This is a genomic window from Nonomuraea candida, from assembly GCF_000725485.1.
GTDB lineage: Bacteria > Actinomycetota > Actinomycetes > Streptosporangiales > Streptosporangiaceae > Nonomuraea > Nonomuraea candida.
In genome coordinates this window covers 207,542-233,472 of the sequence record NZ_KL647031.1, presented here as the reverse complement: position 1 = coordinate 233,472, position 25,931 = coordinate 207,542, and the positions used below count along the sequence as shown (strand labels likewise).

The window sequence follows — 25,931 nt, the reverse complement described above, 5'->3', positions numbered from 1 at the left end:
CTCAGAGCGCCTTTCCGCCGGTGGCGTGGGGCGAGACCTTGATCACGGGGGCGGACAGGCCGCTCCACTCCGCCTCGCGCACGGCCTTCATGGCCAGCTTGCGCTGCTTGGGGTCCATCCGGTCGATGAACAGGATGCCGTCGAGGTGGTCGGTCTCGTGCTGGAAGCACCGGGCCATGAGGTCGGTGCCCTCCAGGGTGACGGGCTCGCCGTGCATGTTGAAGCCCTTGGCGACGGCGCGGATCGCGCGCGGCGTCGGGAACGACAGGCCGGGGAAGGACAGGCAGCCCTCCTCGCCCTCCTCGTCGAGCTCGGAGGACAGGTCGAGGTCGGGGTTGATGAGGTGGCCGAGCTGGTCGTCCACGTAGTAGGTGAACACCCGCAGCCCGACGCCGATCTGCGGGGCCGCCAGGCCCGCGCCGGGGGCGTCCATCATCGTGTCGGTGAGGTCTTTGACCAGCTTGCGCAGCTCCTTGTCGAAGTCGACGACCGGGGCCGCCGGGGTGCGCAGCACCGGGTCTCCGAACAGCCGGATCGACTGGATCGCCAAGGGGGTCACTCCGTTTCTCAAGCGTGGATCAGGCCAGTTTAGTGTAGGTGGGGGCCCGCTACCGGGCGTCGCCCGCCGGCCACGGCCTCCGTCACGTCCGGGCGGTCCCAGGCGGCCCACCCGACCGCCGCGCCGCGTTTCGGGCCAGGCGCGTTCCGGGCCAGGCGCGTTCCGGGCCAGGCGCGTTCCGGGCCAGGCGCGTTCCGGGCCAGGCGCGTTCCGGGCCAGGCGCGTTCCGGGCCAGGTCCTGCGCGGCTCGTCCGCCGTCGTGCCCCCGCACCGGGCCCGCGACCAACCGGCCCGGCCCCGTCATGGGCCGGGCGGGTCCGGCGTGGCGCGGGCGGCTACCGGCCGCTGCCCGCCGTGCGGGCGTGCTGCAGCGAACGGGCCTTCATCGCCGCCTTGCGCGCGGCCTTGACCACGGCCTTGTCGTCGTGGGCGGCGGCGAGCATGTCGAGCACGGCGATCGTGTCGGGGTGGCCCACCGCGGGCATCTCGCCGACCAGCTTGATCAGGTCTTCCCCGGGCTCCGGGGGGTCGAGCCGGCCCGCGGCGGGGCCGGACAGGTGCATGAGCGCCGCCAGGTGGTCGACGGCGATCCAGGTGTGGTCCTCGGGGCTGAGCGTGGGCGCCTCGAGGTCGCGGATGTGCAGCCAGGAGGCGGCGTAGCGGCGCATCAGCGGATGGCCGAGCGCCTCACGGACCGGGGCCTCGGCCTCCGGGCCGAGCTCCTCCAGGATCGCCCCGACGGCGCCGCGCTGGCCGGCGGTGCCGGAGGCGGCGATCTCGATCAGGTCGCGGGCGGCCGACTCGGGCGAGCGGCGCTCCAGCCAGCCGGCCACCGCGCTCTGCGTGGCGCTGCCCTTGACCAGCGCCTCCACCAGCTCGGCCGCCGACAGGTCGGCGAACACCTCCACCTCGGCGGTGGTCGGCGCGTCGTGCCCCTCGCGCAGCAGGTCGCGGCGGACGGCCCAGACCCCGAGCGGGGTGAGCGCCGTGCGGCCGGCGGCGGTCTGCTCGACCAGCCCGCAGTAGGCCAGCAGGTCCAGCGCCTCCAGCAGCTCGGCGGGCAGCGCGGCGGCGATCCTGCGCATCTCGGCGGGGCCCGGCGCGCAGGCGACCTCGTGGGACTGCAGGATGCCGCGGGCGAGGTTGGCGGTGGCCACGCCCGAGCGTACGGAGTAGATCGTGGCCAGCATCTCGGCCAGGTGGCCGTCCACCACGGCGGAGCCGGTCAGGCCCTCCTCGGCGCGGTCGAGCACGTCCATCACCACGCCGTCCCAGAACTCCAGCGTGGCCTCGACCGTGAGCCGCATCGACAGCGGCCCGCGCGAGGCCCGGCCGCCCATGATCTGCAGCAGCCCGGTGTTGACCGCGACGATCCAGATGAGCCGCAGCCTCGCCGCGGACACCCCCAGCTCGGCGGCGGCGGCCGCGGCGTCGGCCTCGGCCAGGTGCCCCTCCTGCGTCACCTGGCGGGTGCCCGTCCAGGTGGTGAGCCTGATCGCGTCGGCCACGAGCGGCACCGTGGGCACCGCCCTGGCCAGCTCGGCGTCGGGCGCCGGCAGGACCGGCGGGAACGTCAGCGCCTCATGCTCCACGGGAGTCTCCTCAGGGGGCCGTGGAGGCACGGCGGCCTGCTCATCGATCAGCTTGCGCAGCTCGGCGAGGTCGAAGACATTGTTTGCCACCCACGAAACTTACTGCACAGCGGTCACAGGGGCGTACTCAACGAATGGCCCGGGAGCGGGCTTTGAAGGCCGCCTTGCGCGCCGCCTTGGCCACCGTGCCGTCCTGGATGGAACGTCCCAGCAGTTCGAGCACCTCGACGACGTCGGGGTGGTCGACCCGCCACATCTCCTCGATCAGGTGGGCGGGCGGGCCGGAGGCCGCCATGTTCTCGGCGAAGTTGTCCGGGTCCTCCTCGGCGGCGGGCATGGCGAGGGCGAGCATGTCGACGCTGACCCACAGCAGCTCCTCCTGGGTCAGCGGCGGCGCGGGCAGTCGCCTGGCGGCCAGCCAGTGGATGACGTGCGGCCGCAGCTCCTGGTCGTCGAGGTGGTCGCGCAGCGCGGGCTCGGCCTCGGCGCCGAGCCGGTCGACGATGGTGATCGCGATGCCGCGGGCCACGGCGGGCGCGCCCGAGGCGGCGGCCAGCAGCTCGGCGGCGGCCGCGGCGGGCTCCCGGCCCGACAGCCAGCGGCTGATGTCGTCTTCCGCCAGCTCGGTCGGCACGCCTTCGAGCAGCCCTTCGATGAGCCCGCGCGCGTCGGCCTCGGCCAGGTCGGGGGCCTCGGGGGCGTCGATGCCGAGCGCGAGGTAGTGCTCGCGCAGCGCCCAGACGGCCGGCGGGGTCAGCTCGGCGGTGTCGCCGGTGACGCGGAGCAGGCCGGTGTGCTCCAGCCGGCCGAGCACGGCGTCGAGGTCGAGCCCGCCGTCGCCGGCGATCTCGTCGAGGTAGTCGCCGATCACGCTGACGGGGACGCGGACCTGGAGCCGGTAGAGCATGTCGAACAGGTCGTACAGGCCCTCGTCGAGCTCGGCGGAGCCGGTGACGGCGCCGCCGGTGTCCTGCTCCAGCAGCCGGGAGACGCGCTGCGCCCAGGCGGCCAGCGGGTCGGCCCCGGCGGGCAGCGGCTCCTCGGCCAGCATCGGCACGCTCTCCAGCGCGGCGCGCAGGTCGTCCTCGGCGGCCAGCCGCACGGCGGGCAGCGGGGTGCAGCCCGGGCAGTCGCAGGGCGCCTCGCCCAGGTCGGGCAGCTCGCCGGAGGGGATGGCGATGGACTGCTCGAGCGACTCGGGGCCGATGGAGCTGAACAGGCTCTTGGCCATGCCGAAGTTGGCCGGGTCGGCGAGGGCCTCCGGCATGCGGAGCGCGATGTCGTCGAGCCTTTCGCGCATCCGCGCGGCCGTGCCGGCGCTCACCTGGCCGGCCTGGTCGAGGTAGGCGACGAGCGTGCGGGCGGCGGCGACGGTCTCCGCCGCGCTCTCCGGCGGGGCGATGACCTTGCGGGGATAGATGGACAGCAGCAGCTCGTCGAAGGTCTCCGGAGTGAAATCGCGCAGTTCGTTGACGTTGAGATAGTCGCTGGCGTAGTCGCAGAGCAGGCGGACCTCGTCCGCGTCCACTTCGACTTCCTGCGCGCGCCCCCATGCGCGCAGGTCGTCGATGGCCTGGTTCACCCATTCGATCGACACAGGGGCACGCTAACGGCTGGCCATCGGATGAGCGAATCGGGGAAACAGGCTAAATCAGGTCGAGCGGGTCGACACTCACCCTCACGACATCCGGCGTCTTACGCGCCGCACGCACCCCGCTGGCCCCTTTGAGCGCGGCGGCGAGCGCGGCGCCGCCGCCCCTGCGCACCCGGATCATGGCGCGTTCCTGCCCCGACTCGTCCAGGGGCACGGGGCCGAGCACCTGGGCGTCGGGCGGCAGGCGTACCTCGTCGAGCATCTGCCTGACGGCACTGGCCGCGCCGGTGAGCGTGGCCATCCGGACCGCGGGCGGGAACCCCAGCTCGGCGCGGTCGCCCAGCTCCCGCTCGGCGTGGGTGACGGGATCCCACCTGAGCAGAGCCTGTACGGCGGGCAGCCCGGCGTCCCCGAGCACCACCAGCTCGGCGGCGGGACGCAGGAGGGCGGCGGCGTTCATCCACCGGCGCACCGTCTCCTCGCCCGCCCGCAGGTCGGCCCGGCCCAGCAGCGCCCACCCGTCGAGCAGCACGGCCGCCGCGTAGCCGCCCTCCGCCACGGGCTCGGCCCCCGGCGTGGCGACGACCAGCGCGCGGGTGGCGGGCACGGTGGCCAGCACGCCGTCACGGCCGGAGGTGCGCACCTGCACGGACGGGAAGGCCCGCCCGAGCTCCTCCGCCGTGCGCCTGGCGCCCGTCACCACCGCGCGCAGCCGGGGGCTGCCGCAGGACGGGCACCGCCAGTCCGCGTCCACCCGGCCGCACCAGCGGCAGTACGGGGCCGCGTGGCCGCCCCTGAGCGCGAGGGGGCCGTGGCACAGCGGGCCGCCCCCCTGCGCCTCACCGTCCGGCTCCGGGACCGGCGGCGCGCCGCCTGGCCACGTGGCCTGGGTTTGCGCGGCGCGCTCTTCGGGGATCCGGGTCTGCCCGGTCAGCGGGGCCCGCCCGGCGGCCGGCTGCCTGCCGATCGGCGGCTCGGGGGGCCGCGGCCCCGTCCTGGTGGGCGGCAGGACGCAGCGGGCCGGGGCGCGGCAGTGCCGGCAGGCCAGCGCGGGCAGGTAGCCGCGCCTGGGCACCTGCACCAGCACCGGGCCGCTGTCGAGCCCGTGCCGCAGCGCGCGCCAGGCGATGCTGGGCAGGCGGGCCTGCCGGGCGGCCTGGTCCTTGGCCAGCTCGGCGTCCTCGCCCGCCGGGCGCACCCGCGGGGCCAGGCTCCTGATCGTCGTGCGGGCCGCCACGATGGGCCTGGCCCAGCCGGCGGCGACGAGCTGGGTGGCCTCGGCCGTGCGGGCGTACCCGCCGATGAGCATCCCCGCGCCGCTCCTGTGGGCGCGCAGGCCGAGCACCTCGCGGGCGTGCGGGTACGGCGCCAGCCGCTCGGCGTGCAGGTCGTCACCGTCGTCCCAGATGGCCACCAGGCCGAGATCGGCGACGGGGGCGAACATGGCGGCCCTGGTGCCCACGACGGCCCGCACCTGGCCTCTGAGCACCTTCAGCCACCGCCGGTACCGCTCGGCCGGGCCCAGGTCCGCGGTGAGCGCCACGTGCCTGCCGGGGCCGAGCAGCCGCTCGAACTCGGCGTCGGCCAGCGCCACGTCCTTGCCGTCGGGGACCACGACGACCGCTCCCCTGCCGCCGTCGAGCGTGGCGCGCACGGCCTCGGCCACGGGCCCGGCCCAGCCCCTCGCGCCGGGCAGCGCCGACCAGACGGCGCGGGGCGCGCGGCCGTTGCGCAGGGCGTCGAGGAACGACGGCCCGGCCGGATAGGCGTCCCAGGCGCCCGCGTCCTCTGCGGAGGGGCCGGCCTTCACCGGCTCAGGCTGCGCGGGCCGGGGCTGGGGAGAATCGGGATCGCGGGGCTCGGACTCGGCCTTGGCGTGGCGCGGTGGCACGGCCAGGCGCAGGACGTCGGCCAGGGTGCCCGCGTAGCGGTCGGCCACGGCCCTGGCCAGGCCCGCGATCTCCGGGGTGAGCACCCGTTCGGGCGAGACGACGCGTTCGAGCGGGGTGAGCCTGCCCTCGTGCTCGCTCTCCGGGACCCGCTCCAGCAGGAACCCGTCGACGAGCTTGCCCGCGAACCGCACCCGCACCCGCACCCCGGGCTGGGCGCTCTCGTGCATGGGGGCGGGGACGAGGTAGTCGAAGGAGCGGTCGAGGTGGGGCAGCGGGCTGTCCACGGCCACCCGGGCCACGGGGTTGCCGGGGGCGGGGACCACGGCCCCTTTGGTGTCCTTCGACGAGGCCGCGGGCCGCACGGCGTCGAGCGGCAGGAGGGCGTCGTCGGAGGAGTGGGTCACGCATAACGTCTACCAGACCCCCGCCGCCGCCCACGCCCGCTGCCACGCTGCCGCCACGGCCGGCGGGCCCCCGGCGCACCCGGCGGACACGCCGAGGACCGGCGCCGCCCTCACGTCAGCGGCGGCACCGGTCACCAGGCAGGAGCCGTCAGAGGCCCGCGGCGGTCCTCAGCGAGCCGGCGCGGTCGGTGGACTCCCAGGAGAAGCCCTCACGGCCGAAGTGGCCGTAGGCGGCGGTCTCCGAGTAGATCGGGCGCAGCAGGTCGAGATCGCGGATGATCGCGGCCGGGCGCAGGTCGAACACCTGCAGCACGGCCTCCTGGATCTTCTCGACCGGCAGCTTCTCGGTGCCGAAGCACTCGACGAACAGGCCGACCGGCTGAGCCTTGCCGATCGCGTACGCCACCTGCACCTCGCACCGGTCGGCGAGCCCGGCGGCCACGACGTTCTTGGCGACCCAGCGCATCGCGTAGGCGGCCGAACGGTCGACCTTGGACGGGTCCTTGCCGGAGAAGGCGCCGCCGCCGTGGCGGGCCATGCCGCCGTAGGTGTCGATGATGATCTTGCGACCGGTGAGGCCGGCGTCGCCCATCGGGCCGCCGATCTCGAAGCGGCCGGTCGGGTTGACCAGCAGGCGGTAGCCCTCGGTGTCGATGTCGAGGCCCTCGAGCACGCGGTCGACCACGTGCTCCTTGATGTCGGGCGTCAGCATCTCCTTGAGGTCGATCTCGGCGGCGTGCTGCGTGGAGACCACGACCGTGTCGAGGCGGACCGGCTTGTCACCGTCGTATTCGATGGTGACCTGGGTCTTGCCGTCGGGACGCAGGTAGGGCACCGTGCCGCTCTTGCGGACCTCGGACAGGCGCTGGGCCAGCCGATGGGCGAGCATGATCGGCAGCGGCATCAGCTCGGGGGTCTCCCGGCAGGCGTAGCCGAACATGAGGCCCTGGTCGCCGGCGCCCTGGCGGTCGAGCTCGTCGGCGTCGCCGCCGACGCGGTGCTCGTAGGCGTCGTCGACGCCCTGCGCGATGTCGGGCGACTGCGCGCCGATGGACACCGACACGCCGCACGAGGCGCCGTCGAAGCCCTTGTGGGAGGCGTCGTAGCCGATCTCCAGGATCTTCTCCCGGATGACGCCGGGGATGTCGACGTAGGTCTCGGTCGTGACCTCGCCTGCGACGTGAACCTGGCCGGTAGTGATCATCGTCTCGACGGCGACCCGGCTCTTGGGGTCGTCCTTGAGCATGGTGTCGAGAATCGCGTCACTGATCTGGTCGGCGATCTTGTCCGGGTGGCCCTCGGTGACCGACTCGGATGTGAACAGGCGACGTGACAACTCAGTGGCTCCTCATGCAGCGGCTGCTGACGGATGTAAGGCCCTGACCCCATGGGCATGGGCGGGCCTCGCCGAAGTCTAGCCGTACCGGGCGCCGGGTCGCGAAACTGTCCACCATGTGACTCCCATCAGAGGTCGGGCAGGGGATCGGGTGGCAGGGACTCCGGCGCGAAGATCTCCGCGTCGGCGGCCGACACCACCGCGGCGTACTCCTCATCGAACTCGAACACCATCGAGCCCAGCTCAAGGACGTTTCCCGGAAGGATGGGGCCGAGCCGGGTGTGCCGCGGGAACTCCGCGAACACCGAGACCGGCCTGTCCGTCCTGAGCGTTCTCGTGGCCAGCACCGATATCGCCGTGTCAGTGACCACGATCAAGAAGTTGCCCGTCCCGGCCGGACCTTCGGAGAAGGCGGGGAAGACATAGTGGATCTCCCCCTGGTCGCAGAGCAATGTTCTACAACGGTCTCGGACAGCAGAACCCACCGGCATTCCATCCCCCTTTGCCCCAAGTATCCGTAGACATGGAGGGATGTTGCAACAGGTGAAAGAGTAATGAGATCTGCACGCTTTGTACGGTTCTGCGGGGTGTGTCACATGGCTCAGGAGAGGCGTACGGCCACCAGGTCCCACACCACGTCGGCGAGGTCCTCCTTGGGCCCGAACGGCACCTCGACCGGCTCGCCGCCCGCCACCAGCACGGTCGCGGCGTTGTCGGGCGAGCCGAAGGCCAGCCCCTCCCCCACCTGGTTGACCACCAGCAGGTCGCACTTCTTGCGCGCGAGCTTGGCCTGCCCGTTGGCGAGCACGTCGTGCGTCTCGGCCGCGAAGCCCACGATCACCCGGGGACCCGCGCCGGAATCGTGCCCGCGGCGCTCGCCCAGCTCGGCGAGGATGTCGGGGTTCTTGACCAGCCGGATGGACGCGGGCTCGCCGTCGGTCTTCTTGATCTTGGCGTCGTGGCGCGTCTCGGGCCGGAAGTCGGCCACGGCGGCGGCCATCACGACCGCGTCGGCGCCGGCCGAGGCGGCCAGCACGGCCTCGCGCAGCTCGGCCGTGGACTCGACCCGCACCACCTTGGCCCCCGCGGGGTCGGGGAGCGCGGTGTTGGCCGCCACGAGCGTCACCTCGGCGCCCCGCGCGGCGGCGGTGCGGGCCAGGGCGTAGCCCTGCAGGCCGGAGGAGCGGTTGCCGATGAAGCGGACCGGGTCGATGGCCTCGCGGGTGCCGCCGGCGGAGACGACGACCCTGCGCCCGGCCAGGTCGCGCGGCCTGCCGCGCAGCACGCGCAGGCAGACCTGGAAGATCTCGGCGGGGTCGGGCAGCCGCCCGGGGCCGGTGTCGGCTCCGGTGAGCCGGCCCACCGCCGGGTCGATCACGATCGCCCCCCGCTCGCGCAGCGTCGCGACGTTGGCGCGGGTGGCGGGATGCTGCCACATCTCGGTGTGCATCGCGGGCGCGAACACGACCGGGCACGTGGCCGTCAGCAGCGTGTTGGTGAGCAGGTCGCCCGCCAGGCCGTGCGCGGCCTTGGCCAGCACGTCGGCGGTCGCCGGCGCCACCACGACGAGGTCGGCCCGCTTGCCGATGCGCACGTGGGGCACCTCGTGCACGTCGTCCCACACCTCGGCCGACACGGGGTTGCCCGACAGGGCGGCCCAGGTGGGCGCGCCGACGAAGTTGAGCGCCTCGCGGGTCGGGACGACCCGCACCCCGTGCCCGGACTCGGTGAACAGCCGCAGCAGCTCACACGCCTTGTACGCGGCGATACCGCCGCTGACTCCCAGGACGACCTGCATCGAAGGGGTCAGACCGCGCCTTCGATGGGCTCCGCGTTGAGCAGGCCCTCGGAGACCTCGCGCAGCGCGATGGACAGCGGCTTCTCCTGGGCGTGCGTCTCGACCAGCGGCCCGACGTATTCCAGCAGGCCCTCGCCGAGCTGCGAGTAGTAGGCGTTGATCTGGCGAGCGCGCTTGGCGCCCATGATCACCAGGGAGTATTTGCTGTCGACGATGTCGAGCAGCGCGTCGATCGGCGGGTTGGTGATGCCCTCCGCGGCCGGGGTGGTGCCTGCCACGATGTCAGACCTCTCGGTTGGTGGTTGTCGTGACCCCCTGAGGGTCAGTCATCAAGGCTATCAGCCGGTGGCACACGTCTTGGACACTCGTGTTGACCAGGCTCAGGTCGAACTCCGACTCGGCCGCCATCTCGACCCGCCCGGCCGCCAGCCGGCGCGCGATGACGTCTTCCGGCTCGGTGCCGCGACCGCGCAGCCGCTTCTCCAGCTCCTCCCAGGTGGGCGGGGCCAGGAACACCAGCAGCGCCTCCGGCATGCTCCTGCGGACCTGCCTGGCGCCCTCGAGGTCGATCTCGAGCAGGGTGGGCACGCCCTCGGCCAGCTTCTTCAGCACCGGCTCGCGCGGCGTGCCGTAGCGGTTGCCCGCGAACTCCGCCCATTCGAGCAGCTCCCCGGCCTCGACGAGCCGGTCGAACTCCTCGCCGTCGACGAAGAAGTAGTGGACCCCGTTGACCTCGCCGGGCCGGGGCCTCCTGGTGGTCACCGAGACCGACAGCCACACCTCGGGGTGTGCCCGCCGGAGCTCGGCGACGACCGTGGACTTACCGACGCCCGACGGCCCGGACAGGACCGTCAGCCGCCTTTCACTCAGGGGCGGGAAGTCGACCTCCGCTCCCGGTCCGACCGCCTCGTGGGCATTGACTCCGCCGGACCAGGACCTGTCGGTCACTTCCTACCCCCCGTTGAACCTGCGACTTCGTGTGGAACAGAGATTAGCTCTCGTTGCCACCGAACTCGCGCTCGAGGGATGCCCTCTGGTTCGCGCCGAGACCCCGCACGCGGCGGGACTCGGCGATGGCGAGCCGCTCCATGAGCTGCTTGGCGCGGACCTTGCCCACGCCGGGGAGCGATTCCAACAGAGCCGACACCTTCATCTTGCCGATGACGTCGTCGGTCTGCCCATCCTTGAGCACCTCAGCCAGAGAAACCGCGCCATGCTTGAGCCGGTTCTTGACCTCGGCACGCTCTTTACGGGCCTTGGCAGCCTTCTCCAGGGCTGCGGCGCGCTGCTCAGGGGTCAGGGGAGGAAGAGCCACGCCGGGTCACCTCGAATTTCTGTCGATGTACTCGGACGGGAAGGGAAACTAGCTGGTCATCGCCCCCTAAGCAACGTCAAGAGCGGTTTCTCTCGCCACAAAATCCACTTCATCACTCTCCGTGTTCGTAAAATCACATTGTGCTGATCAAATCGCCCTCACTTCTGCCTTCGCGCGTCGGGTCGCGCCGGTGTCGCGAAACGCAAGGATGATCGCATTCCCATCAGGAGCCGATGTCCGAAACCCCGCCCGCACCTGGGCCGAAACCCTCGGGACGATCATGTGCGCGGCTCCGCGCGGATGCCTTATGATCTTGGGAGCGGGGTCCGGCGGGCGTGTCGCGCACGCCGTCCTCGCGACCGTTCCGCGACCGTTCCGCGACCGTCCGTACGGCCGCCTTCGCGACGGTCCGCGCGCCGGGGTTCGCCGCCCGGCGCCGGCACCCGCCGCGAGGCCGTCCGTCCGCGACGCCCTCGCGCCCGATCGGCCGCCCGCCCGCGACCGGCCGGGACAGAACGAGCCCGCACCGGCTTCGGCGGGCCCGGCGCAGGAAGCCCCCGCGCGGGTTCAGGAGATCCGGTGCGGGAAGCCCCCGCGCGGGTTCAGGAGGATCGGCGCAGGGAGGCGGCGATGGCCGCGGCCGTCGCGCCCGGGTCCGGGGAGCCCGTGATGGGCCGTCCGATGACGAGCAGGTCGGCGCCGTCGGCCAGCGCCCGCTCGGGCGTGGCCACCCGCATCTGGTCCTGCGTGTCGGCCCCCGTGGGCCGCACTCCCGGGGTGATGAGGGTGATCCCCTCCCCCACCTCCGCCCGGACCGCGGAGACCTCGTTGGGCGAGCACACCAGCGCCGTGGCGCCCGCCTCGACCGACAGCGCCGCCAGGCGGCGTACGGCGTCGTCGGCGGGCCCGGCCAGGCCGATGCGCTCCAGGTCCTCCTCCGCCAGCGAGGTCAGGACGGTCACGGCGGCGATCTGGGTGTGCGGGGCGGCCGCCACGGCCGCCCTGATCATGGCGGGCCCGCCGGCCGCGTGCACGGTGAGGATCGAGGGCCGCAGCCGCGCCACGGCCCGCGCGGCGCCCGCGACGGTGTTGGGGATGTCGTGCAGCTTGAGGTCGAGGAAGACGCGCACGCCGCTGGCCCCGCGCACGGAGGCGATCACGTCGGGCCCGTAGCGCAGGTAGAGCTCCAGGCCCACCTTGACCGTGCTGACATGGGGGGTGACCAGGGCGGCCCATCGGGCGGCGGTCTCCAGGTCGGGGGCGTCGAGAGCGACGGCGATCGGTGCGGGGGTCAAGACGTGCTCTCCAGGTGCTCGGAAGTCAAGATGTGCTCTTCAGGTGCTCGAAGGTCAAGATGTGGCGCTCTGAAGTCAGGACGTGCTCTTCAGGCGATCGGGAGCCGAGCGGGCTCCTCAGGCGCCCGGAGCCAGGACGTGCTCCTCAGGTGCCCGGAGCCAGGACGTGCTCCTCAGGTGCTCGGGAGTCAAGGCGTGCTCTCCTCGGTGTCTACCAGCAGGTGCCGGGGCGCGCTCCCCGGCGGTCGGTGCGCCAGCCCGACGGCGTCGGCCAGCCGCTGGAAGCCGCGGGCTCGCAGCAGCTCCTCAAGCTCCCGCTCGATGCGCAGGCAGGCGTAGGGGTCGTGGAACAGCGCCGTGCCCACTCCGACCGCGCAGGCGCCCGCCAGGACGAGCTGGAAGGCGTCCCTGCCGGTCATCACGCCGCCCACGCCGATCAGGGGCACCCCGGGCAGGGCCGCGTGCACCTGCCAGACGCACCGTACGGCCAGCGGCAGGATGGCCGGCCCGGACAGCCCGCCGGTGACGGCGGCGAGCGAGGGGCGCAGCGCCTCGGTGTCGATGGCCATGCCCAGCGGGTTGTTGATCATGGACAGCGCGTCGGCCCCGGCGTCCACGCAGGCGCGGGCGACCGAGACGATGTCGGCCACGTCGGGGGCGAGCTTGGCGACCACGGGCACGTCGTAGCGCATGATGGAGCGCACGGAGGCGATCACCTCGGCGGCGGCGCTGCCCTCGCGGGCGAAGACGCGCCCGCGATCCTCCATGTTGGGGCAGGAGAGGTTGACCTCCAGCGCGGTCACCCCGGGCGCGTCGGCGAGCCTGCGGGCCAGCTCGGAGTATTCGGCGACGGTGCCGCCGCCGATCGAGACGATGGTCTTGATGCCGCGCTGGGCCAGCCAGGGCAGCTCGCGCTCCAGGAACGCCTCGATGCCGGGCCCCTGCAGCCCGACGGCGTTGAGCATGCCGGAGGGCGTCTCGGCCATGCGCGGCGTGGGCCGGCCCGCGCGCGGCGCCATGGTGATCGAGCGGGTGGTCAGCGCGCCGAGCCGGTGCAGGTCGAAGAACTGCGCCAGCTCCCGGCCCGAGGAGGCGCACCCGGCGGCGGTGGTGATGGGGTTGGCCAGCTCCACGTGCGCCAGGAATGTACGCATATCAACTGACATGTCGTGCACCGCCTCCGGGGGCGCCGAGCGCGTCGAACGGGATCGTTCCCACGTCCTCGAACCGCACCCGCTCCCCCCGGAACACCGGCCCCTCGGCGCACGCCCTGACCATCCTGGTCGCCCCGTCGTCGCCGATGACGGGCAGCACGCACGTCATGCACACCCCGATCCCGCACGCCATCGACTCCTCGACGGCGACCTGCACCGGGATGTCGAACTCCATCGCCACCGCCGTCACCGCCCGCAGCGTCTCCATGGGCGCGCAGGCGTAGACGGCGTCGGCCCGGGTGTCGGCGATCACCGACGGCAGCGCGTCGGTGACCTTGCCGCGCAGCCCGAGCGAGCCGTCCTCGGTGGTCAGCGTGGTCGTCTCGGCCATCCTGCGGGCCCGCATGGCGCCGAAGACCCGCTCGGCCCCGGCGCCGCCGAGCACGAAGTCGACCCGGCAGCCGCGCGCCAGCAGCGCGTCGGCCAGCGGGAACAGCACGGCGGAGCCGTACTCGGAGCCGACCAGCACGCAGTGGACGGGGTCGCGCGGCAGCGGGAACGGCCGCCCGAGCGGCCCGACCAGGTCGAGCGTGTCACGGGCGCGCCGCTCCGCCAGCCAGGCGGTGCCGGCGCCGCGCACGGTGAAGACCAGCTCGACCGTGCCGCCGTAGTCGGACTTCACGTCGTGGATGGACAGCGCCCGGCGCGTCACCATCGACGTGTAGGGCCCGCCCACCGCCACGGAGACGAAGTGACCGGGGCGGTAACGCTCGGCGATGCCGGGCGCCACCACCGTCAGCGCATGGTAGGCGTCGACCCGGCGCGTCGTGAGCACCGTGCCCGTCACCTGCACCGGTGTGCCGGCCAGTCGTCTTCACCTCCCGTGCCGGGTCAGCCCCGGAGTGCCTGTGCGTGCTCCTGGAGAGACCGTACGCCGACGTCGCCGCGTACGATCGCCTGGATGCCCGCCGCCGCGGCCGCCAGGCCCGAGACCGTGGTGATGCACGGGATGCCGCGCAGCACGGCGGCCGTGCGGATCTCGTAGCCGTCGAGCCGCGGCCCCGACTGCCCCGGGCTGCCGAAGGGCGTGTTGACGATCAGGTCGACCTCGCCGTCGAGAATGGCCTGCACGCTCGTGGGCTCACCTCCGGGACCCGTCCCCTCGCTGTGCTTTCGCACGATCTTGGCATGGACGCCGTTGCGGCGCAGCACCTCGGCGGTCCCCTCGGTGGCCAGGATCTCGAAGCCGAGATCCGCGAGCGCCTTCACAGGGAAGATCATCGCACGCTTGTCCCTGTTGGCCACGGATACGAACGCGCGTCCCTTGGTCGGAAGCCGGCCGTAGGCGCCCGCCTGGGACTTGGCGTAGGCGATGCCGAAGAACTTGTCGATGCCCATCACCTCGCCGGTGGAGCGCATCTCCGGCCCCAGGACGATGTCCACGCCGCGGAAGCGGTTGAACGGCAGCACCGCCTCCTTGACCGCGATCGAGGCGTCGAGCGGCAGCGTGCCGCCGTCGCCCTCGGCGGGCAGCATGCCCTCCTCGCGCAGCGAGGCGATCGACGCGCCGAGCATCACCCGGGCCGCCGCCTTGGCCAGCGGCGTGCCGGTGGCCTTGGACACGAACGGCACCGTGCGGCTGGCGCGCGGGTTGGCCTCCAGGACGTACAGGATGCCGGCCGACATGGCGTACTGGACGTTCAGCAGGCCGCGCACGCCCACCCCGGCGGCGATCGCCCGCGTGGCGGCGCGGATGGCCTTGATGTCGGCGCTGCCGAGCGTGATCGGCGGCAGCGCGCACGCCGAGTCGCCGGAGTGGATGCCGGCCTCCTCGATGTGCTCCATGACGCCGCCCAGGAACAGCTCCTCGCCGTCGTAGAGGGCGTCCACGTCGATCTCGATGGCCTCGTCGAGGAACTTGTCGATGAGCACCGGGTGGCCGCCCTCCTGGGCCGCCATGTACGTGGTCAGCGTCTGGTCGTCGTACACGATGGCCATGCCGGCCCCGCCCAGCACGTAGGAGGGGCGCACGAGCACCGGGTAGCCGATCTCCCCGGCGATCTCCAGCGCCTCCGACACGCTCAGCGCGGTGCCGTGCTTGGGCGCGGGCAGGCCCGCCTCGGCCAGCACCCGCCCGAACGCGCCGCGCTCCTCGGCCAGGTGGATGGACTCGGGCGAGGTGCCGACCACGGGCACGCCCGCGTCCTTGAGCGCCTGCGCGAGCCCGAGCGGCGTCTGCCCGCCGAGCTGCACGATCACGCCCGCGACCGGGCCCGTCTGCTGCTCGGCGTGCACGACCTCCAGGACGTCCTCCAGGGTGAGCGGCTCGAAGTAGAGCCGGTCGGAGGTGTCGTAGTCGGTCGAGACGGTCTCGGGGTTGCAGTTGACCATGACGGTCTCGAACCCGGCCCGCGACAGCTCGAACGAGGCGTGCACGCACGCGTAGTCGAACTCGATGCCCTGCCCGATGCGGTTGGGGCCGGAGCCGAGGATGATGACCTTCTGCCGCTCCCCGGTGGGGACCTCGGTCTCCTCGTCGTAGGTCGAGTAGAGGTAGGGCGTCTTGGCGGCGAACTCGGCGGCGCAGGTGTCGACCGTGTTGTAGACCGGCCGCAGGCCCAGCGCGTGGCGCAGGTCGCGCACCCTGGCCTCGTCGATGCCGCGCAGCTCGCCAATCTGCACGTCGCTGAAACCGAGGTGCTTGGCCCGCTGCAGGACCTCGGCGGTCAGGTCGTCGGCGGCGGCGACCGCCTCGGCCTCCTCGTGCAGCAGGAAGAGCTGGTCGATGAACCACGGGTCGACGCTGGTGGCCTCGTACAGCTCCGCGGGCGTGGCGCCGGCCCTGATGGCCTGCTGCATCGTGCGCAGCCGACCGTCGTGGGGGGTGCGGCACGCCTCCAGCAGTTCCTCCTTCGCCCGCACGGGGCCCGCCCAGGTGAAGGAGGAGTCCTTCTTCTCCAGCGAGCGCAGCGCCTTCTGCAGCGCCTCGGGGAACGAGCGGCCGATCGCCATGGCCTCGCCCACCGACTTCATGTGGGTGGTGAGGGTCTGGTCGGCGCCCCGGAACTTCTCGAAGGCGAAGCGCGGCACCTTGACCACGATGTAGTCGAGCGTCGGCTCGAAGGAGGCCGGGGTCTCCTTGGTGATGTCGTTGGGGATCTCGTCGAGCGTGTAGCCGATGGCCAGCTTGGCCGCGATCTTGGCGATCGGGAAGCCGGTCGCCTTGGAGGCCAGCGCCGACGAGCGCGACACGCGCGGGTTCATCTCGATGACGATCATGCGGCCGGTGCGCGGGTCGACCGCGAACTGGATGTTGCAGCCGCCGGTGTCGACGCCGACCTCGCGGATGACCGCGATGGCGACGTCGCGCATGTTCTGGTATTCGCGGTCGGTCAGGGTCAGCGCGGGCGCGACGGTGACGCTGTCGCCGGTGTGCACGCCCATCGGGTCGATGTTCTCGATGGAGCAGACGATGACGACGTTGTCGGCCTTGTCGCGCATGACCTCCAGCTCGTACTCCTTCCAGCCGAGGATCGACTCCTCCAGGAGCACCTCGGTGGTCGGGGAGGCGTCGAGGCCGGCGCCGGCGATGCGGCGCAGGTCGTCCTCGGTGTAGGCGAACCCGGAGCCGGCCCCGCCCATGGTGAACGAGGGCCGCACGACGAGCGGGTAGCCCAGCTCGCCGGCGGCGGCCAGGCACTCGTCCATGGTGTGGCAGATGACCGACTTCGCCGACTCGGCGTTGAGGCCGCGCTCGCGCGCCACCTTGGCGACGATCTCCTTGAACCGCTCGCGGTTCTCGCCGGCCTGGATCGCGTCGAAGTCGGCGCCGATCAGCTCGACCTCGTATTTGTCGAGCACGCCCGACTCGTGCAGCGCCACGGCCGTGTTGAGCGCGGTCTGGCCGCCCAGCGTGGGCAGCAGCGCGTCGGGGCGCTCCTTGGCGATGATCTTCTCGACGAACTCGGGGGTGATCGGCTCGACGTAGGTGGCGTCGGCGAACTCCGGGTCCGTCATGATCGTCGCGGGGTTGCTGTTGACGAGGATGACGCGGAACCCCTCGGCCCGCAGCACGCGGCACGCCTGGGTGCCGGAGTAGTCGAACTCGCACGCCTGGCCGATCACGATCGGCCCCGAGCCGATCACCAGGACCGACTGGATGTCCTCACGCTTGGGCACGGGTCATGACCTCGCAGAACTCGTCGAAAAGGTACGCGGCGTCGTGGGGCCCCGCGGCGGCCTCAGGGTGGTACTGGACGCTGAACGCCCGCCCGTCGAGCAGGCGCAGCCCCTCCACGCACCGGTCGTTGAGATTGACGTGGCTGACCTCGGCCTGCCCGTACGGGGTCTCGAACGGCCCGTCGAGCGGCGCCTGGACCGCGAACCCGTGGTTGTGGGCGGAGATCTCGACCTTCCCGGTGCGCACGTCCTGGACCGGCTGGTTGACCCCCCGGTGCCCGTAGCGCAGCTTGTAGGTGGACAGCCCGAGCGCCCGGCCGAAGAGCTGGTTGCCGAAGCAGATGCCGAAGAAGGGCACCTTGGCCTCCAGCACCCCCCGCAGCGCCGACACGTCGGCGGTGGCGGGGTCGCCGGGGCCGTTGGAGAAGAACACGCCGTCGGGCTCGACGGCCATGATCTGCTCGTAGGTGGCGTCGGCGGGCAGCACGTGGACCTCGCAGCCGCGCTCGGCCATCCGCTGCGGGGTCATGCCCTTGATGCCCAGGTCGACGGCCGCGACCGTGAAGCGCTTGGCGCCGACGGCGGGCACGACGTAGGTCTCCCCCGTGGCCACCTCGCGGGCCAGGTCGGCGCCCTCCATCCGGGGCGAGCGCCGCACGCGCCCGACCAGCTCCTCGACCGGCGCCCCGGGCGCGCTGAAGATGCCGGCGCGCATGGCGCCGCGCTCGCGCAGGTGGCGGGTCAGGGCACGGGTGCCGGGGATGGCGATCCCGACGACGCCCTGCTCCTTGAGGTAGTCGTCCAGCGAGCGGTTGGCCCGCCAGTTGGAGACCACCCTGGACGGCTCGCGCACGACGTAGCCGGCCACCCAGACGCGGCCCGACTCGGGGTCCTCGTCGTTGACGCCGGTGTTGCCGATGTGCGGGGCCGTCATGGCGACGATCTGGCGGTGGTAGGAGGGGTCGGTCAGGGTCTCCTGGTATCCGGTCATGCCGGTGTTGAAGACCATCTCCCCGAAGGTCTCGCCTTCGGCGCCGTACGGGGTGCCGTGGAAGACGCGGCCGTCCTCCAGGACGAGCACCGCCCCCTGAGAGGCGAGGCCCCCCGAGGAGCCGCCACGCGGCACGGTCTTGACGACGTCAGCAGAGCTGTCGTTCACACCAGCTTCCCTTCGAGAACGGTCGGCCTGCCCCGCAGGAACGTGGCCACCACCCTGCCGGGCAGCGTCATTCCCTCGTAAGGGGTGTTCCGGCTCTTGGAGGCGAAGGCGGAGGGGTCGACCTTCGTGCGTACGGTCGGGTCGTAGAGGGTGATGTTGGCCGGGGCGCCGGCCTCCAGAGGCCGGCCCTGGCCGGGCAGGCGGCCGATGCGGGCGGGCGTGACGGACATGCGCTGGGCGACGCCGGCCCAGTCGAGCAGCCCCGTCTCGACCATGGCCTCCTGCACCACGCTGAGCGCGGTCTCCAGGCCGACCATGCCCATGGCCGCGGCCGACCACTCGGTCTCCTTGTCCTCGACCGGGTGGGGCGCGTGGTCGGTGGCCACGATGTCGATCGTGCCGTCGGCCAGCGCGGCGCGCAGGGCCTCGACGTCGGCGCGGGTGCGCAGCGGCGGGTTGACCTTGTAGATGGGGTTGTAGGCGCCCACGGGCGACTCCTCGACGAGGTCGTCGGTGAGCAGCAGGTGGTGCGGGGTCACCTCGGCGGTGATGTTCCAGCCCTTGGACTTGGCCCAGCGGATGATCTCGACCGAGCCCGCCGTGGAGACGTGGCAGACGTGCAGCCGGGAGCCGACGTGGGCGGCCAGCAGGCAGTCGCGGGCGATGATGGCCTCTTCGGCGACGGCGGGCCAGCCGGTCAGGCCGAGCCTGCCGGAGATGACGCCTTCGTTCATCTGGGCGCCGGCGGTGAGCCTGGGCTCCTGGGCGTGCTGGGCGACGACGCCGTCGAACGCCTTGACGTATTCCAGGGCGCGGCGCATCAGCACCGCGTCGTCCACGCACTTGCCGTCGTCGGAGAAGACGCGCACGCGGGCGGCCGAGTCGGCCATCGCGCCCAGCTCGGCGAGCTGCTTGCCCTCCAGGCCGACGGTGACGGCGCCGACCGGGTGCACGTCGCAGTGGGCGAACTCGCGGCCGAGCCGCCACACCTGCTCGACCACGCCGGCGGTGTCGGCGACGGGCGAGGTGTTGGCCATGGCGTGCACGGCGGTGTAGCCGCCGCGGGCGGCCGACTGGGTGCCGGTCTGGACGGTCTCGGCGTCCTCGCGGCCGGGCTCGCGCAGGTGGGTGTGCAGGTCGACCAGGCCGGGCAGCGCGATGGCGCCCTCGCCGTCGACGGCGTCGGGACCGGCCACGCCCGGCCCGATCTCGGCGATCACGCCGCCGGCGATCCGGATGTCGACGGGCTCGCCGCCGAGGACCCTGACGTTGCGGATGTTCATGCGATCTCTCCCCCGAGGAGCAGGTACAGGACGGCCATGCGGATGGTCACCCCGTTGGCGACCTGCTCGACGATCGTGGACCGCGCGGAGTCGGCCACCTCGGCGGCGATCTCCATGCCCCGGTTCATCGGCCCGGGGTGCATGACGATGGCCTCGTCGGGCATCTTCGCGAAGCGCTCCCTGTCGAGGCCGTACCGGCGGGAGTATTCGCGCTCGCTGGGGAAGTAGGCGGCGTTCATCCGCTCCTTCTGCACGCGCAGCATCATCACCACGTCGGACTTCGGCAGCACCGAGTCGAGGTCGTAGGAGACCTCGCACGGCCAGGTGCCGACCGAGACGGGCAGCAGCGTGGGCGGGGCGACCAGGGTGACCTCGGCGCCCAGCGTGGCCAGCAGCAGCACGTTGGAGCGGGCGACGCGGCTGTGCAGCACGTCGCCGACGATGGTGACCTTGCGGCCCTCCAGGTTGCCCAGGCGGCGGCGCATGGAGAAGGCGTCGAGCAGCGCCTGGGTGGGGTGCTCGTGGGTGCCGTCGCCGGCGTTGACGACGCTGCCGCGCACCCAGTTGGCCAGGCGGTGCGGCGCGCCGGAGGAGCCGTGGCGGATGACGACCGCGTCGGCGCCCATGGCCTCCAGGGTGAGCGCGGTGTCCTTGAGCGACTCGCCCTTGGAGACGCTCGACCCCTTGGCCGAGAAGTTGATCACGTCGGCGGACAGCCGCTTGGCCGCCGCCTCGAAGGAGATCCTGGTCCGGGTGGAGTCCTCGAAGAACAGGTTGACGACCGTGCGCCCGCGCAGCGTGGGCAGCTTCTTGATGGAACGTTCCGAGACCCTCGCCAGCTCCTCGGCGGTGTCGAGGATGAGCAGCGCGTCGTCCTTGGCCAGGTCTCCGGCCGAGATCAGGTGCCTGTTCACTGGGTGCCCCCCTTCATGAGCAGCACGGCGTCGCGGCCGTCGATCTCGTCGAGGTAGACCTTGACCTTCTCGCTCTTGGCGGTGGGCAGGTTCTTGCCGACGTAGTCGGCGCGGATGGGCAGCTCGCGGTGGCCGCGGTCGACCAGCGTGGCCAGCTGCACCGCGGTGGGGCGGCCGAGGTCGTTGAGCGCGTCGAGGGCGGCGCGCACGGTGCGGCCGGAGTAGAGGACGTCGTCGACGAGCACGACCACCTTGCCGTCGATGCCGTCGGCGGGCAGCTCGGTGGGGCCGAGCGGGCGCACGGGGCCGCGGCGCAGGTCGTCGCGGTACATCGTGATGTCGATCGTCCCGACGGGGATCTTGACGCCTTCGAACCGCTCGATGCGGTCGCCGAGCCGGCGGGCCAGCGTCGCGCCGCGGGTGGGGATGCCGAGGAGGACGACGTCGTCGGCGCCCTTGGTTCGCTCGAGGATCTCGTGTGCGATCCGGGTCAGCGCCCGGTGGATGTCCGGGCCTTCCAGGACGGCCCTGGAGTCGGCCCCCGCAGGTTTGGACATGGCGAAGCTCACCACCTTTCCCGCCTCACGGGACGGGTCTTAAAAGGGTGTTGGTCGGGACACACAGTACCAGGGGCTACCAGGTACAACGGGAGTGCCCTCGCGTGGCGCGCGCACGCGGCGCGACCGGCCGGTCGCGCGTTTCCGCGACCTCCCGGATCAGGTAATTTCCCCCGCCGCCCCGTGTCGGGGCGGCCCCGGCGGGGCAGGTCTACCCGGCGCGCGGGGCGGCGGCCGGGCGTGACTTCCGCACCGGGGAGGGGGATACAGCAAGGATGACCTTTCATGTCGATTCCGAGGTCGGGCGGCTGCGTCAGGTCCTGCTGCACCGGCCGGACCTGGCGCTGAAACGGCTGACCCCGACGAGCAAGGACGCCTTCCTCTTCGACGACGTGCTCTGGGTGCAGCGGGCGATCGAGGAGCACGAGGAGTTCCAGCGGGTGCTGACCGATCGCGGCATCCGCGTCCACCTGCTGGCCGACCTGCTCAGGGAGACGGTCGAGATCCCCGAGGCGCGCAAGCACATCCTCGACGCGGTGGTCGACGAGCGCTGGCTGGGCCCGGTCGCGATCGACGACATCCGCAACACCCTCGACGGGCTGGACTCCGCGACCCTCCAGGTCTACCTGACCGGCGGCATCACCAAGCGCGAGCTGGTCGAGCTGGGCTGCGAGCCCAAGGCGGTGACCTTCCACGCCATCCCCGACGACGGCTTCATCCTGCCGCCGCTGCCCAACCACCTGTTCACCCGCGACACCTCGTGCTGGATCTACGACGGCGTGTCGGTCAACGCGATGCGGAAGAAGGCCCGCATGCGCGAGACGGTCAACATGGAGGCCGTCTACCGCTTCCACCCGACGTTCGCGGGCGGCTTCGGCCGGCCGGAGGAGGGCGGCTACCACTGCTGGATGCCCGGCAGGGCGGCGGCCCCCGCCACGATGGAGGGCGGCGACGTGCTGGTCATCGGCCGGGGCGCGGTGCTGGTCGGGATGAGCGAGCGCACCCAGCCGCAGGCGGTCGAGATGCTGGCGCAGCGGTTGTTCGCGGCCGGGTCCGCCAGCAGGATCGTGGCGCTCGACCTGCCGAAGGCGCGGGCGTTCATGCATCTCGACACGGTGATGACGATGCTGGACGTGGGGGTGTTCACCAAGTACGCGGGCCTGGGCATGCTGCCGTCGTACACGATCGAGCCCGGCGGGACCTCCAAGGAGCTCAAGGTCACCGACCATCCGCCGGAGGACATGCACCGGGCCATCGCCCATGCCCTCGACCTGCCCTCCATCACGGTGCTGACGCCCACCCAGGACGTGTACGCCGCCGAGCGCGAGCAGTGGGACGACGGCTGCAACGGGCTGGCGCTGGAGCCCGGCGTGGTGGTGGCCTACGAGCGCAACGCCACGACCAACAACCACCTGCGCGACAACGGCATCGAGGTGATCACCATCAGGGGCAGCGAGCTGGGCAGGGGGCGCGGCGGGCCGCGCTGCATGAGCTGTCCCCTGGAGCGTGACGCCGTCTAGGAGCCTGTCATGGGCGCTCACGGTGGTGGGTGCCGGCGTACGAGAACGGAGAGGCGGGGGATCAGGATGCGGGTCATCGTGGCGCTGGGCGGCAACGCGGTGCTGCGGCGCGGGCAGCGGCCGGACGCCGACGTGCAGCTCGCCAACGTGCGCACGGCCGCGGTGACGCTGGCCGCGCTCGCGGCCGAGCACGAGCTGGTCATCACCCACGGCAACGGCCCGCAGGTCGGCCTGCTGGCCGCCGAGAGCGCCGCCGACCCCGGCCTGACCAGGCCGTACCCGTTCGACGCGCTCGGCGCGCAGACGCAGGGCCTGATCGGCTACTGGCTCCAGCAGGCCCTGCAGAACGCGCTGCCGGGCCGGCAGGTCCTGGCCGTGGTCACCCAGACGCTGGTGACGGCGGTCGATCCGGCCTTCGAGCGGCCGGCGAAGTTCGTCGGGCAGGTCTACGGGCGCGAGGAGGCCGAGAAGCTGGCCGCCGAGCGCGGCTGGCAGGTGCGGCCCGACGGTCCCCACTGGCGCCGCGTGGTGCCCTCCCCCGCGCCGCAGCGGGTGGTCGAGACGCGGCTGATCCGGCGCATGATGGGCGAGGGCGTGATCGTGGTGTGCGCGGGCGGCGGCGGCGTCCCCGTCATCCGCGACGAGCGCGGCCGGCTCGCCGGCGTGGAGGCCGTGGTGGACAAGGACCTCACCACGGCGATGCTGGCCGAGGCGCTGGAGTGCGACGCGTTCCTGAGCCTGACCGACGTGCCGCACGTCATGCGCGACTTCGGCACTCCCCGGCAGAGCGGCATCGGCCACACCACGCCGCACGAGCTGCGCGCCCTCGACTTCCCCGCCGGGTCGATGGGGCCGAAGGTCGAGGCGGTCTGCCGGTTCGTGGAGACGACCGGCGACATGGCGGCCATCGGCAGGCTGGAGGAGGCCGGGCGCATACTCGCCGGCACCTCGGGAACGATCGTCACGCCCGGCGGCCGGTGGCCGCTGACGAGCACGTTGTAGGGGGCGTCCGATGACACTGGCCCGGCGGCTCCTGCGCACCAAGCCCACCGAGCGCCTCGTGGCCGAGGGCGGCCGGGGCGAGGGCGGCGAGCTGCGGCGCACGATGTCGTTGTGGCAGCTCACGCTCTTCAGCGTGGGCGCGACGCTGGGCACCGGGATCTTCGTCATCCTCGGGCAGGCGGTGCCCAAGGCGGGGCCGGCGGTGGTGCTGGCGTTCGCGCTGGCGGCGGTCACGGCGTTGTTCTCGGCGCTGTCGTACGCCGAGCTGGCCGGGACGATCCCGGTGTCCGGCTCGTCCTACTCCTACGCGTACGCGACGCTGGGCGAGCTGGTCGCCTGGGTCTGCGGCTGGTGCCTGATGCTGGAGTACGCCGTCTCCGTGGCGGCGGTGGCCGTGGGCTGGGGCGAATACCTCAACGCGTTCCTGCGCTCCCTGTTCGGCGTGGCGCTGCCCGAGGCGATCACCCGCTCCCCCGGCCAGGGCGGCGGCGTGGTCAACGTCACCGCGATCGTCATCGTGCTGCTGGCCACCTGGCTGCTGCTGTACGGCGCCTCCGAGAGCGCCAGGGCGAACGCGTTCTTCGTGCTCATCAAGATCGCGGTGCTGGTGTTCTTCTGCGTCGTGACGTTCACCGCGTTCCGGTCGGGGAACCTCGCGCCCTTCGCCCCCATGGGGGTGGCCGGCATCACGGCCGCGGCCTCGCAGGTGTTCTTCTCCTACATCGGCTTCGACGCCGCCTCCACGGCCGGCGAGGAGGCCAGGAACCCCAGGCGCGACCTGCCGCTGGCGATCATCCTGTCCCTGGCCATCGTGACGGCCGTCTACGTGCTCGTGGCCCTCGCGGCGGTCGGGGCGATGCCGTGGACCGAGTTCGACCCCGGCAGCACCGAGGCGAGCCTGTCATATCTCGCCGACCTGGCCGTGGGCGCCACCTGGCCGGGCCTGATCGTCTCGTTCGGGGCCGTGATCGCCATCGCCAGCGTCGTGCTGACCGTCATCTACGGCCAGACCCGCATCCTGTTCGCGATGTCACGCGACGGGCTCATCCCGCGCGTCTTCCAGCGGGTCCATCCGCGCCGCCAGGTGCCCGTGGCCAACACCCTGATCGTGGCCGCGTTCATCTCCGTGCTGGCCGGGCTGGTGCCGCTCGGGCAGCTCGCCGAGGCCACCAGCATCGGCACGCTGTTCGCCTTCGCCATCGTCAACGTCGGCGTGCTCGTGCTGCGCTACCGCAGCCCCGAGCTGCCGCGCGGGTTCCGCACGCCGCTCTTCCCGGTCACGCCGGCGCTCGGCGCGGTCATGTGCGTCGTGGTCATGGCGGGGCTGGCCGGGGTCACCTGGCTGGCGTTCGGGCTGTGGATGCTGGCCGGCCTGATCTGCTACTTCCTGTACGGCTATGGCCATTCGCGGCTGAACTCCGAGGTGCGCTGAATGAAGCTCGACGACGTGCTGGCCGGGTATGTGCCGGGGGCCGGGGGCCGGGACGGGCTGGCTCTGGCCGTGCTGCTGCGGGAGCGGGCGAAGGCGCGCCTGACGGTGGCGACCGTGCAGCCGCCCGCCCGCGCCACGCCCGGGCCCGCCAGGGCCGAGGAGAGCGCCTGGCGCGCCTATCTCGCCGAGCAGGCCGCCGCCACCCTCGCCCAGGCCCGCGAGCTGGCCGGCGACCGGGCCGAGTACATCACGCACACCCACAGGGGCAGCGGGCGCGGGCTGGTGGAGCTGGCGCGCAAGCGGGGCGCCGACGTGGTGGTGATCGGCCCCGCCCCGGGCGGCGGCAGGGGGCGCATCGCGGTGGGCAGCACCGCCGACCAGCTTCTGCACTCCTCCTCCGTCCCCGTCCTGCTCGCGCCGCACGGCTACGGCGACGCGCCGCCGGCGGCCTTCGACCGGCTCACCGTCGCCTACCGCCGCGGCCCCGGCTGCGACGCGGCGGTCAAGGACGCGACCAGCACGGCCGCGCTCCTCGACGTGCCGCTGCGCCTGGTCACGCTGGTGATCAGCAGCGGCAGGCGGGCGAGGATCGAGGAAGAGATGCTCGTACGCCTGCGCGACCAGGCCGCGGCCGACCTGCGCGCGATGGCGCGGGGACGGCGGCGGCACGTGGAGGTCGAGGTGCTGGAGGGCCGCAACGTGGCCCAGGCGCTCGCCACGACCTCGTGGCTGCCCGGCGAGATGATCATATGCGCTTCCAGCGACACCGGGCCACTCAGGCGGGTCTTCCTCGGGGACACCTCGATCAAGATCGTCAAGGCCGCGACCTGCCCGGTCATGATTCTGACGCGTCAGCCCTGAACGGCGAAAATCCCTCGTCAAACTCTGACGAAGTAGTGTTATCAGCGGGACATGAGGGGCGTTTGTGGCGTTCCCTACCGGACCG

22 protein-coding genes are annotated in these 25,931 nt (G+C 72.5%); 4 read left to right on the top strand and 18 right to left on the bottom strand.

Annotation, left to right across the window (positions count from 1 at the left end; genetic code table 11):
* Position 1: 1 nt before the first annotated feature.
* From def to pyrR, 18 genes are all read right to left on the bottom strand, one after another.
* Complete coding sequence (gene def, locus IO39_RS45020) at positions 2–550, bottom strand: peptide deformylase (RefSeq protein ID WP_043638609.1); 549 nt, start codon at positions 548–550, stop codon at positions 2–4.
* A 344-nt stretch (positions 551–894) separates the two neighbouring features.
* The gene (locus IO39_RS45015) at positions 895–2,241 is read right to left on the bottom strand and encodes a hypothetical protein (RefSeq protein WP_043638607.1); all 1,347 of its coding nucleotides are present in this window, start codon (positions 2,239–2,241) and stop codon (positions 895–897) included.
* 37 nt (positions 2,242–2,278) lie between these two features.
* Complete coding sequence (locus IO39_RS45010) at positions 2,279–3,748, bottom strand: hypothetical protein (protein WP_043638605.1); 1,470 nt, start codon at positions 3,746–3,748, stop codon at positions 2,279–2,281.
* A gap of 49 nt (positions 3,749–3,797) precedes the next feature.
* The gene (locus tag IO39_RS45005) at positions 3,798–6,041 is read right to left on the bottom strand and encodes a primosomal protein N' (protein ID WP_043638602.1); all 2,244 of its coding nucleotides are present in this window, start codon (positions 6,039–6,041) and stop codon (positions 3,798–3,800) included.
* 148 nt (positions 6,042–6,189) lie between these two features.
* Positions 6,190–7,377, bottom strand: coding sequence for a methionine adenosyltransferase (metK, locus tag IO39_RS45000; RefSeq protein WP_043638599.1), 1,188 nt, complete (start codon positions 7,375–7,377; stop codon positions 6,190–6,192).
* A gap of 128 nt (positions 7,378–7,505) precedes the next feature.
* On the bottom strand, positions 7,506–7,748 hold the full coding sequence (locus IO39_RS44995; protein ID WP_245642627.1) for a hypothetical protein: 243 nt from the start codon (positions 7,746–7,748) through the stop codon (positions 7,506–7,508).
* A gap of 230 nt (positions 7,749–7,978) precedes the next feature.
* Entirely contained in the window at positions 7,979–9,175 is a 1,197-nt protein-coding gene (gene coaBC, locus IO39_RS44990) for a bifunctional phosphopantothenoylcysteine decarboxylase/phosphopantothenate--cysteine ligase CoaBC (protein ID WP_043638593.1), read from the bottom strand.
* An 8-nt stretch (positions 9,176–9,183) separates the two neighbouring features.
* Positions 9,184–9,453: a DNA-directed RNA polymerase subunit omega gene (gene rpoZ, locus IO39_RS44985; RefSeq protein ID WP_043638590.1), complete on the bottom strand. Its 270-nt coding sequence runs from the start codon at positions 9,451–9,453 to the stop codon at positions 9,184–9,186.
* A gap of 4 nt (positions 9,454–9,457) precedes the next feature.
* On the bottom strand, positions 9,458–10,045 hold the full coding sequence (gene gmk / locus IO39_RS44980) for a guanylate kinase (RefSeq protein WP_052424272.1): 588 nt from the start codon (positions 10,043–10,045) through the stop codon (positions 9,458–9,460).
* Between the two features lie 121 nt (positions 10,046–10,166).
* Positions 10,167–10,490 (bottom strand): integration host factor, actinobacterial type, encoded by a 324-nt coding sequence (mihF, locus tag IO39_RS44975; protein WP_020541698.1) that lies wholly within the window; start codon positions 10,488–10,490, stop codon positions 10,167–10,169.
* Between the two features lie 602 nt (positions 10,491–11,092).
* Complete coding sequence (gene pyrF, locus IO39_RS44970) at positions 11,093–11,785, bottom strand: orotidine-5'-phosphate decarboxylase (protein ID WP_043638580.1); 693 nt, start codon at positions 11,783–11,785, stop codon at positions 11,093–11,095.
* Between the two features lie 188 nt (positions 11,786–11,973).
* Positions 11,974–12,951 (bottom strand): dihydroorotate dehydrogenase, encoded by a 978-nt coding sequence (locus IO39_RS44965; RefSeq protein WP_052424271.1) that lies wholly within the window; start codon positions 12,949–12,951, stop codon positions 11,974–11,976.
* On the bottom strand, positions 12,941–13,807 hold the full coding sequence (locus IO39_RS44960) for a dihydroorotate dehydrogenase electron transfer subunit (RefSeq protein ID WP_043638576.1): 867 nt from the start codon (positions 13,805–13,807) through the stop codon (positions 12,941–12,943). Before IO39_RS44960 ends, IO39_RS44965 begins: the two co-directional genes overlap by 11 nt.
* Before the next feature lie 23 nt (positions 13,808–13,830).
* Positions 13,831–17,118, bottom strand: coding sequence for a carbamoyl-phosphate synthase large subunit (gene carB / locus IO39_RS44955; RefSeq protein WP_043638573.1), 3,288 nt, complete (start codon positions 17,116–17,118; stop codon positions 13,831–13,833).
* On the bottom strand, positions 17,105–18,244 hold the full coding sequence (carA, locus tag IO39_RS44950) for a glutamine-hydrolyzing carbamoyl-phosphate synthase small subunit (RefSeq protein ID WP_043639671.1): 1,140 nt from the start codon (positions 18,242–18,244) through the stop codon (positions 17,105–17,107). The genes carB and carA overlap by 14 nt, the downstream gene beginning before the upstream one ends.
* A gap of 29 nt (positions 18,245–18,273) precedes the next feature.
* The gene (locus IO39_RS44945; protein ID WP_043638570.1) at positions 18,274–19,560 is read right to left on the bottom strand and encodes a dihydroorotase; all 1,287 of its coding nucleotides are present in this window, start codon (positions 19,558–19,560) and stop codon (positions 18,274–18,276) included.
* Complete coding sequence (locus IO39_RS44940) at positions 19,557–20,474, bottom strand: aspartate carbamoyltransferase catalytic subunit (protein ID WP_043638567.1); 918 nt, start codon at positions 20,472–20,474, stop codon at positions 19,557–19,559. The genes IO39_RS44945 and IO39_RS44940 overlap by 4 nt, the downstream gene beginning before the upstream one ends.
* Positions 20,471–21,031 carry a bifunctional pyr operon transcriptional regulator/uracil phosphoribosyltransferase PyrR gene (gene pyrR, locus IO39_RS44935; RefSeq protein WP_043639669.1) on the bottom strand — a complete coding sequence of 187 codons (561 nt, stop codon included), beginning with the start codon at positions 21,029–21,031 and terminating at the stop codon, positions 20,471–20,473. Before pyrR ends, IO39_RS44940 begins: the two co-directional genes overlap by 4 nt.
* Before the next feature lie 275 nt (positions 21,032–21,306).
* Here pyrR and IO39_RS44930 point away from each other — a divergent pair, with 275 nt between their 5' ends.
* The 4 genes from IO39_RS44930 to IO39_RS44915 all read left to right on the top strand — a co-directional run bounded on the left by IO39_RS44930 (position 21,307) and on the right by IO39_RS44915 (position 25,846).
* A complete protein-coding gene (locus tag IO39_RS44930; RefSeq protein WP_043638564.1) occupies positions 21,307–22,551 on the top strand; it encodes an arginine deiminase in 1,245 nt (414 codons plus the stop codon).
* A 66-nt stretch (positions 22,552–22,617) separates the two neighbouring features.
* The gene (locus IO39_RS44925; RefSeq protein ID WP_043638561.1) at positions 22,618–23,553 is read left to right on the top strand and encodes a carbamate kinase; all 936 of its coding nucleotides are present in this window, start codon (positions 22,618–22,620) and stop codon (positions 23,551–23,553) included.
* A 10-nt stretch (positions 23,554–23,563) separates the two neighbouring features.
* Positions 23,564–24,985 (top strand): amino acid permease, encoded by a 1,422-nt coding sequence (locus tag IO39_RS44920; protein WP_043638558.1) that lies wholly within the window; start codon positions 23,564–23,566, stop codon positions 24,983–24,985.
* Complete coding sequence (locus IO39_RS44915; RefSeq protein WP_043638555.1) at positions 24,986–25,846, top strand: universal stress protein; 861 nt, start codon at positions 24,986–24,988, stop codon at positions 25,844–25,846.
* The last annotated feature ends 85 nt before the right edge of the window (positions 25,847–25,931 follow it).

What these genes read in the sequence shown, in the direction of transcription:
- IO39_RS44920 (WP_043638558.1), top strand. Translation starts at nt 23,564, where the DNA reads ATGACACTGGCCCGGCGGCTCCTGCGCACCAAGCCCACCGAGCGCCTC.
- IO39_RS44925 (WP_043638561.1), top strand. Translation starts at nt 22,618, where the DNA reads ATGCGGGTCATCGTGGCGCTGGGCGGCAACGCGGTGCTGCGGCGCGGG.
- IO39_RS44915 (WP_043638555.1), top strand. Translation starts at nt 24,986, where the DNA reads ATGAAGCTCGACGACGTGCTGGCCGGGTATGTGCCGGGGGCCGGGGGC.
- IO39_RS44930 (WP_043638564.1), top strand. Translation starts at nt 21,307, where the DNA reads ATGACCTTTCATGTCGATTCCGAGGTCGGGCGGCTGCGTCAGGTCCTG.
- coaBC (WP_043638593.1), bottom strand. Translation starts at nt 9,175, where the DNA reads ATGCAGGTCGTCCTGGGAGTCAGCGGCGGTATCGCCGCGTACAAGGCG.
- IO39_RS44945 (WP_043638570.1), bottom strand. Translation starts at nt 19,560, where the DNA reads ATGAACATCCGCAACGTCAGGGTCCTCGGCGGCGAGCCCGTCGACATC.
- IO39_RS44965 (WP_052424271.1), bottom strand. Translation starts at nt 12,951, where the DNA reads ATGTCAGTTGATATGCGTACATTCCTGGCGCACGTGGAGCTGGCCAAC.
- pyrR (WP_043639669.1), bottom strand. Translation starts at nt 21,031, where the DNA reads ATGTCCAAACCTGCGGGGGCCGACTCCAGGGCCGTCCTGGAAGGCCCG.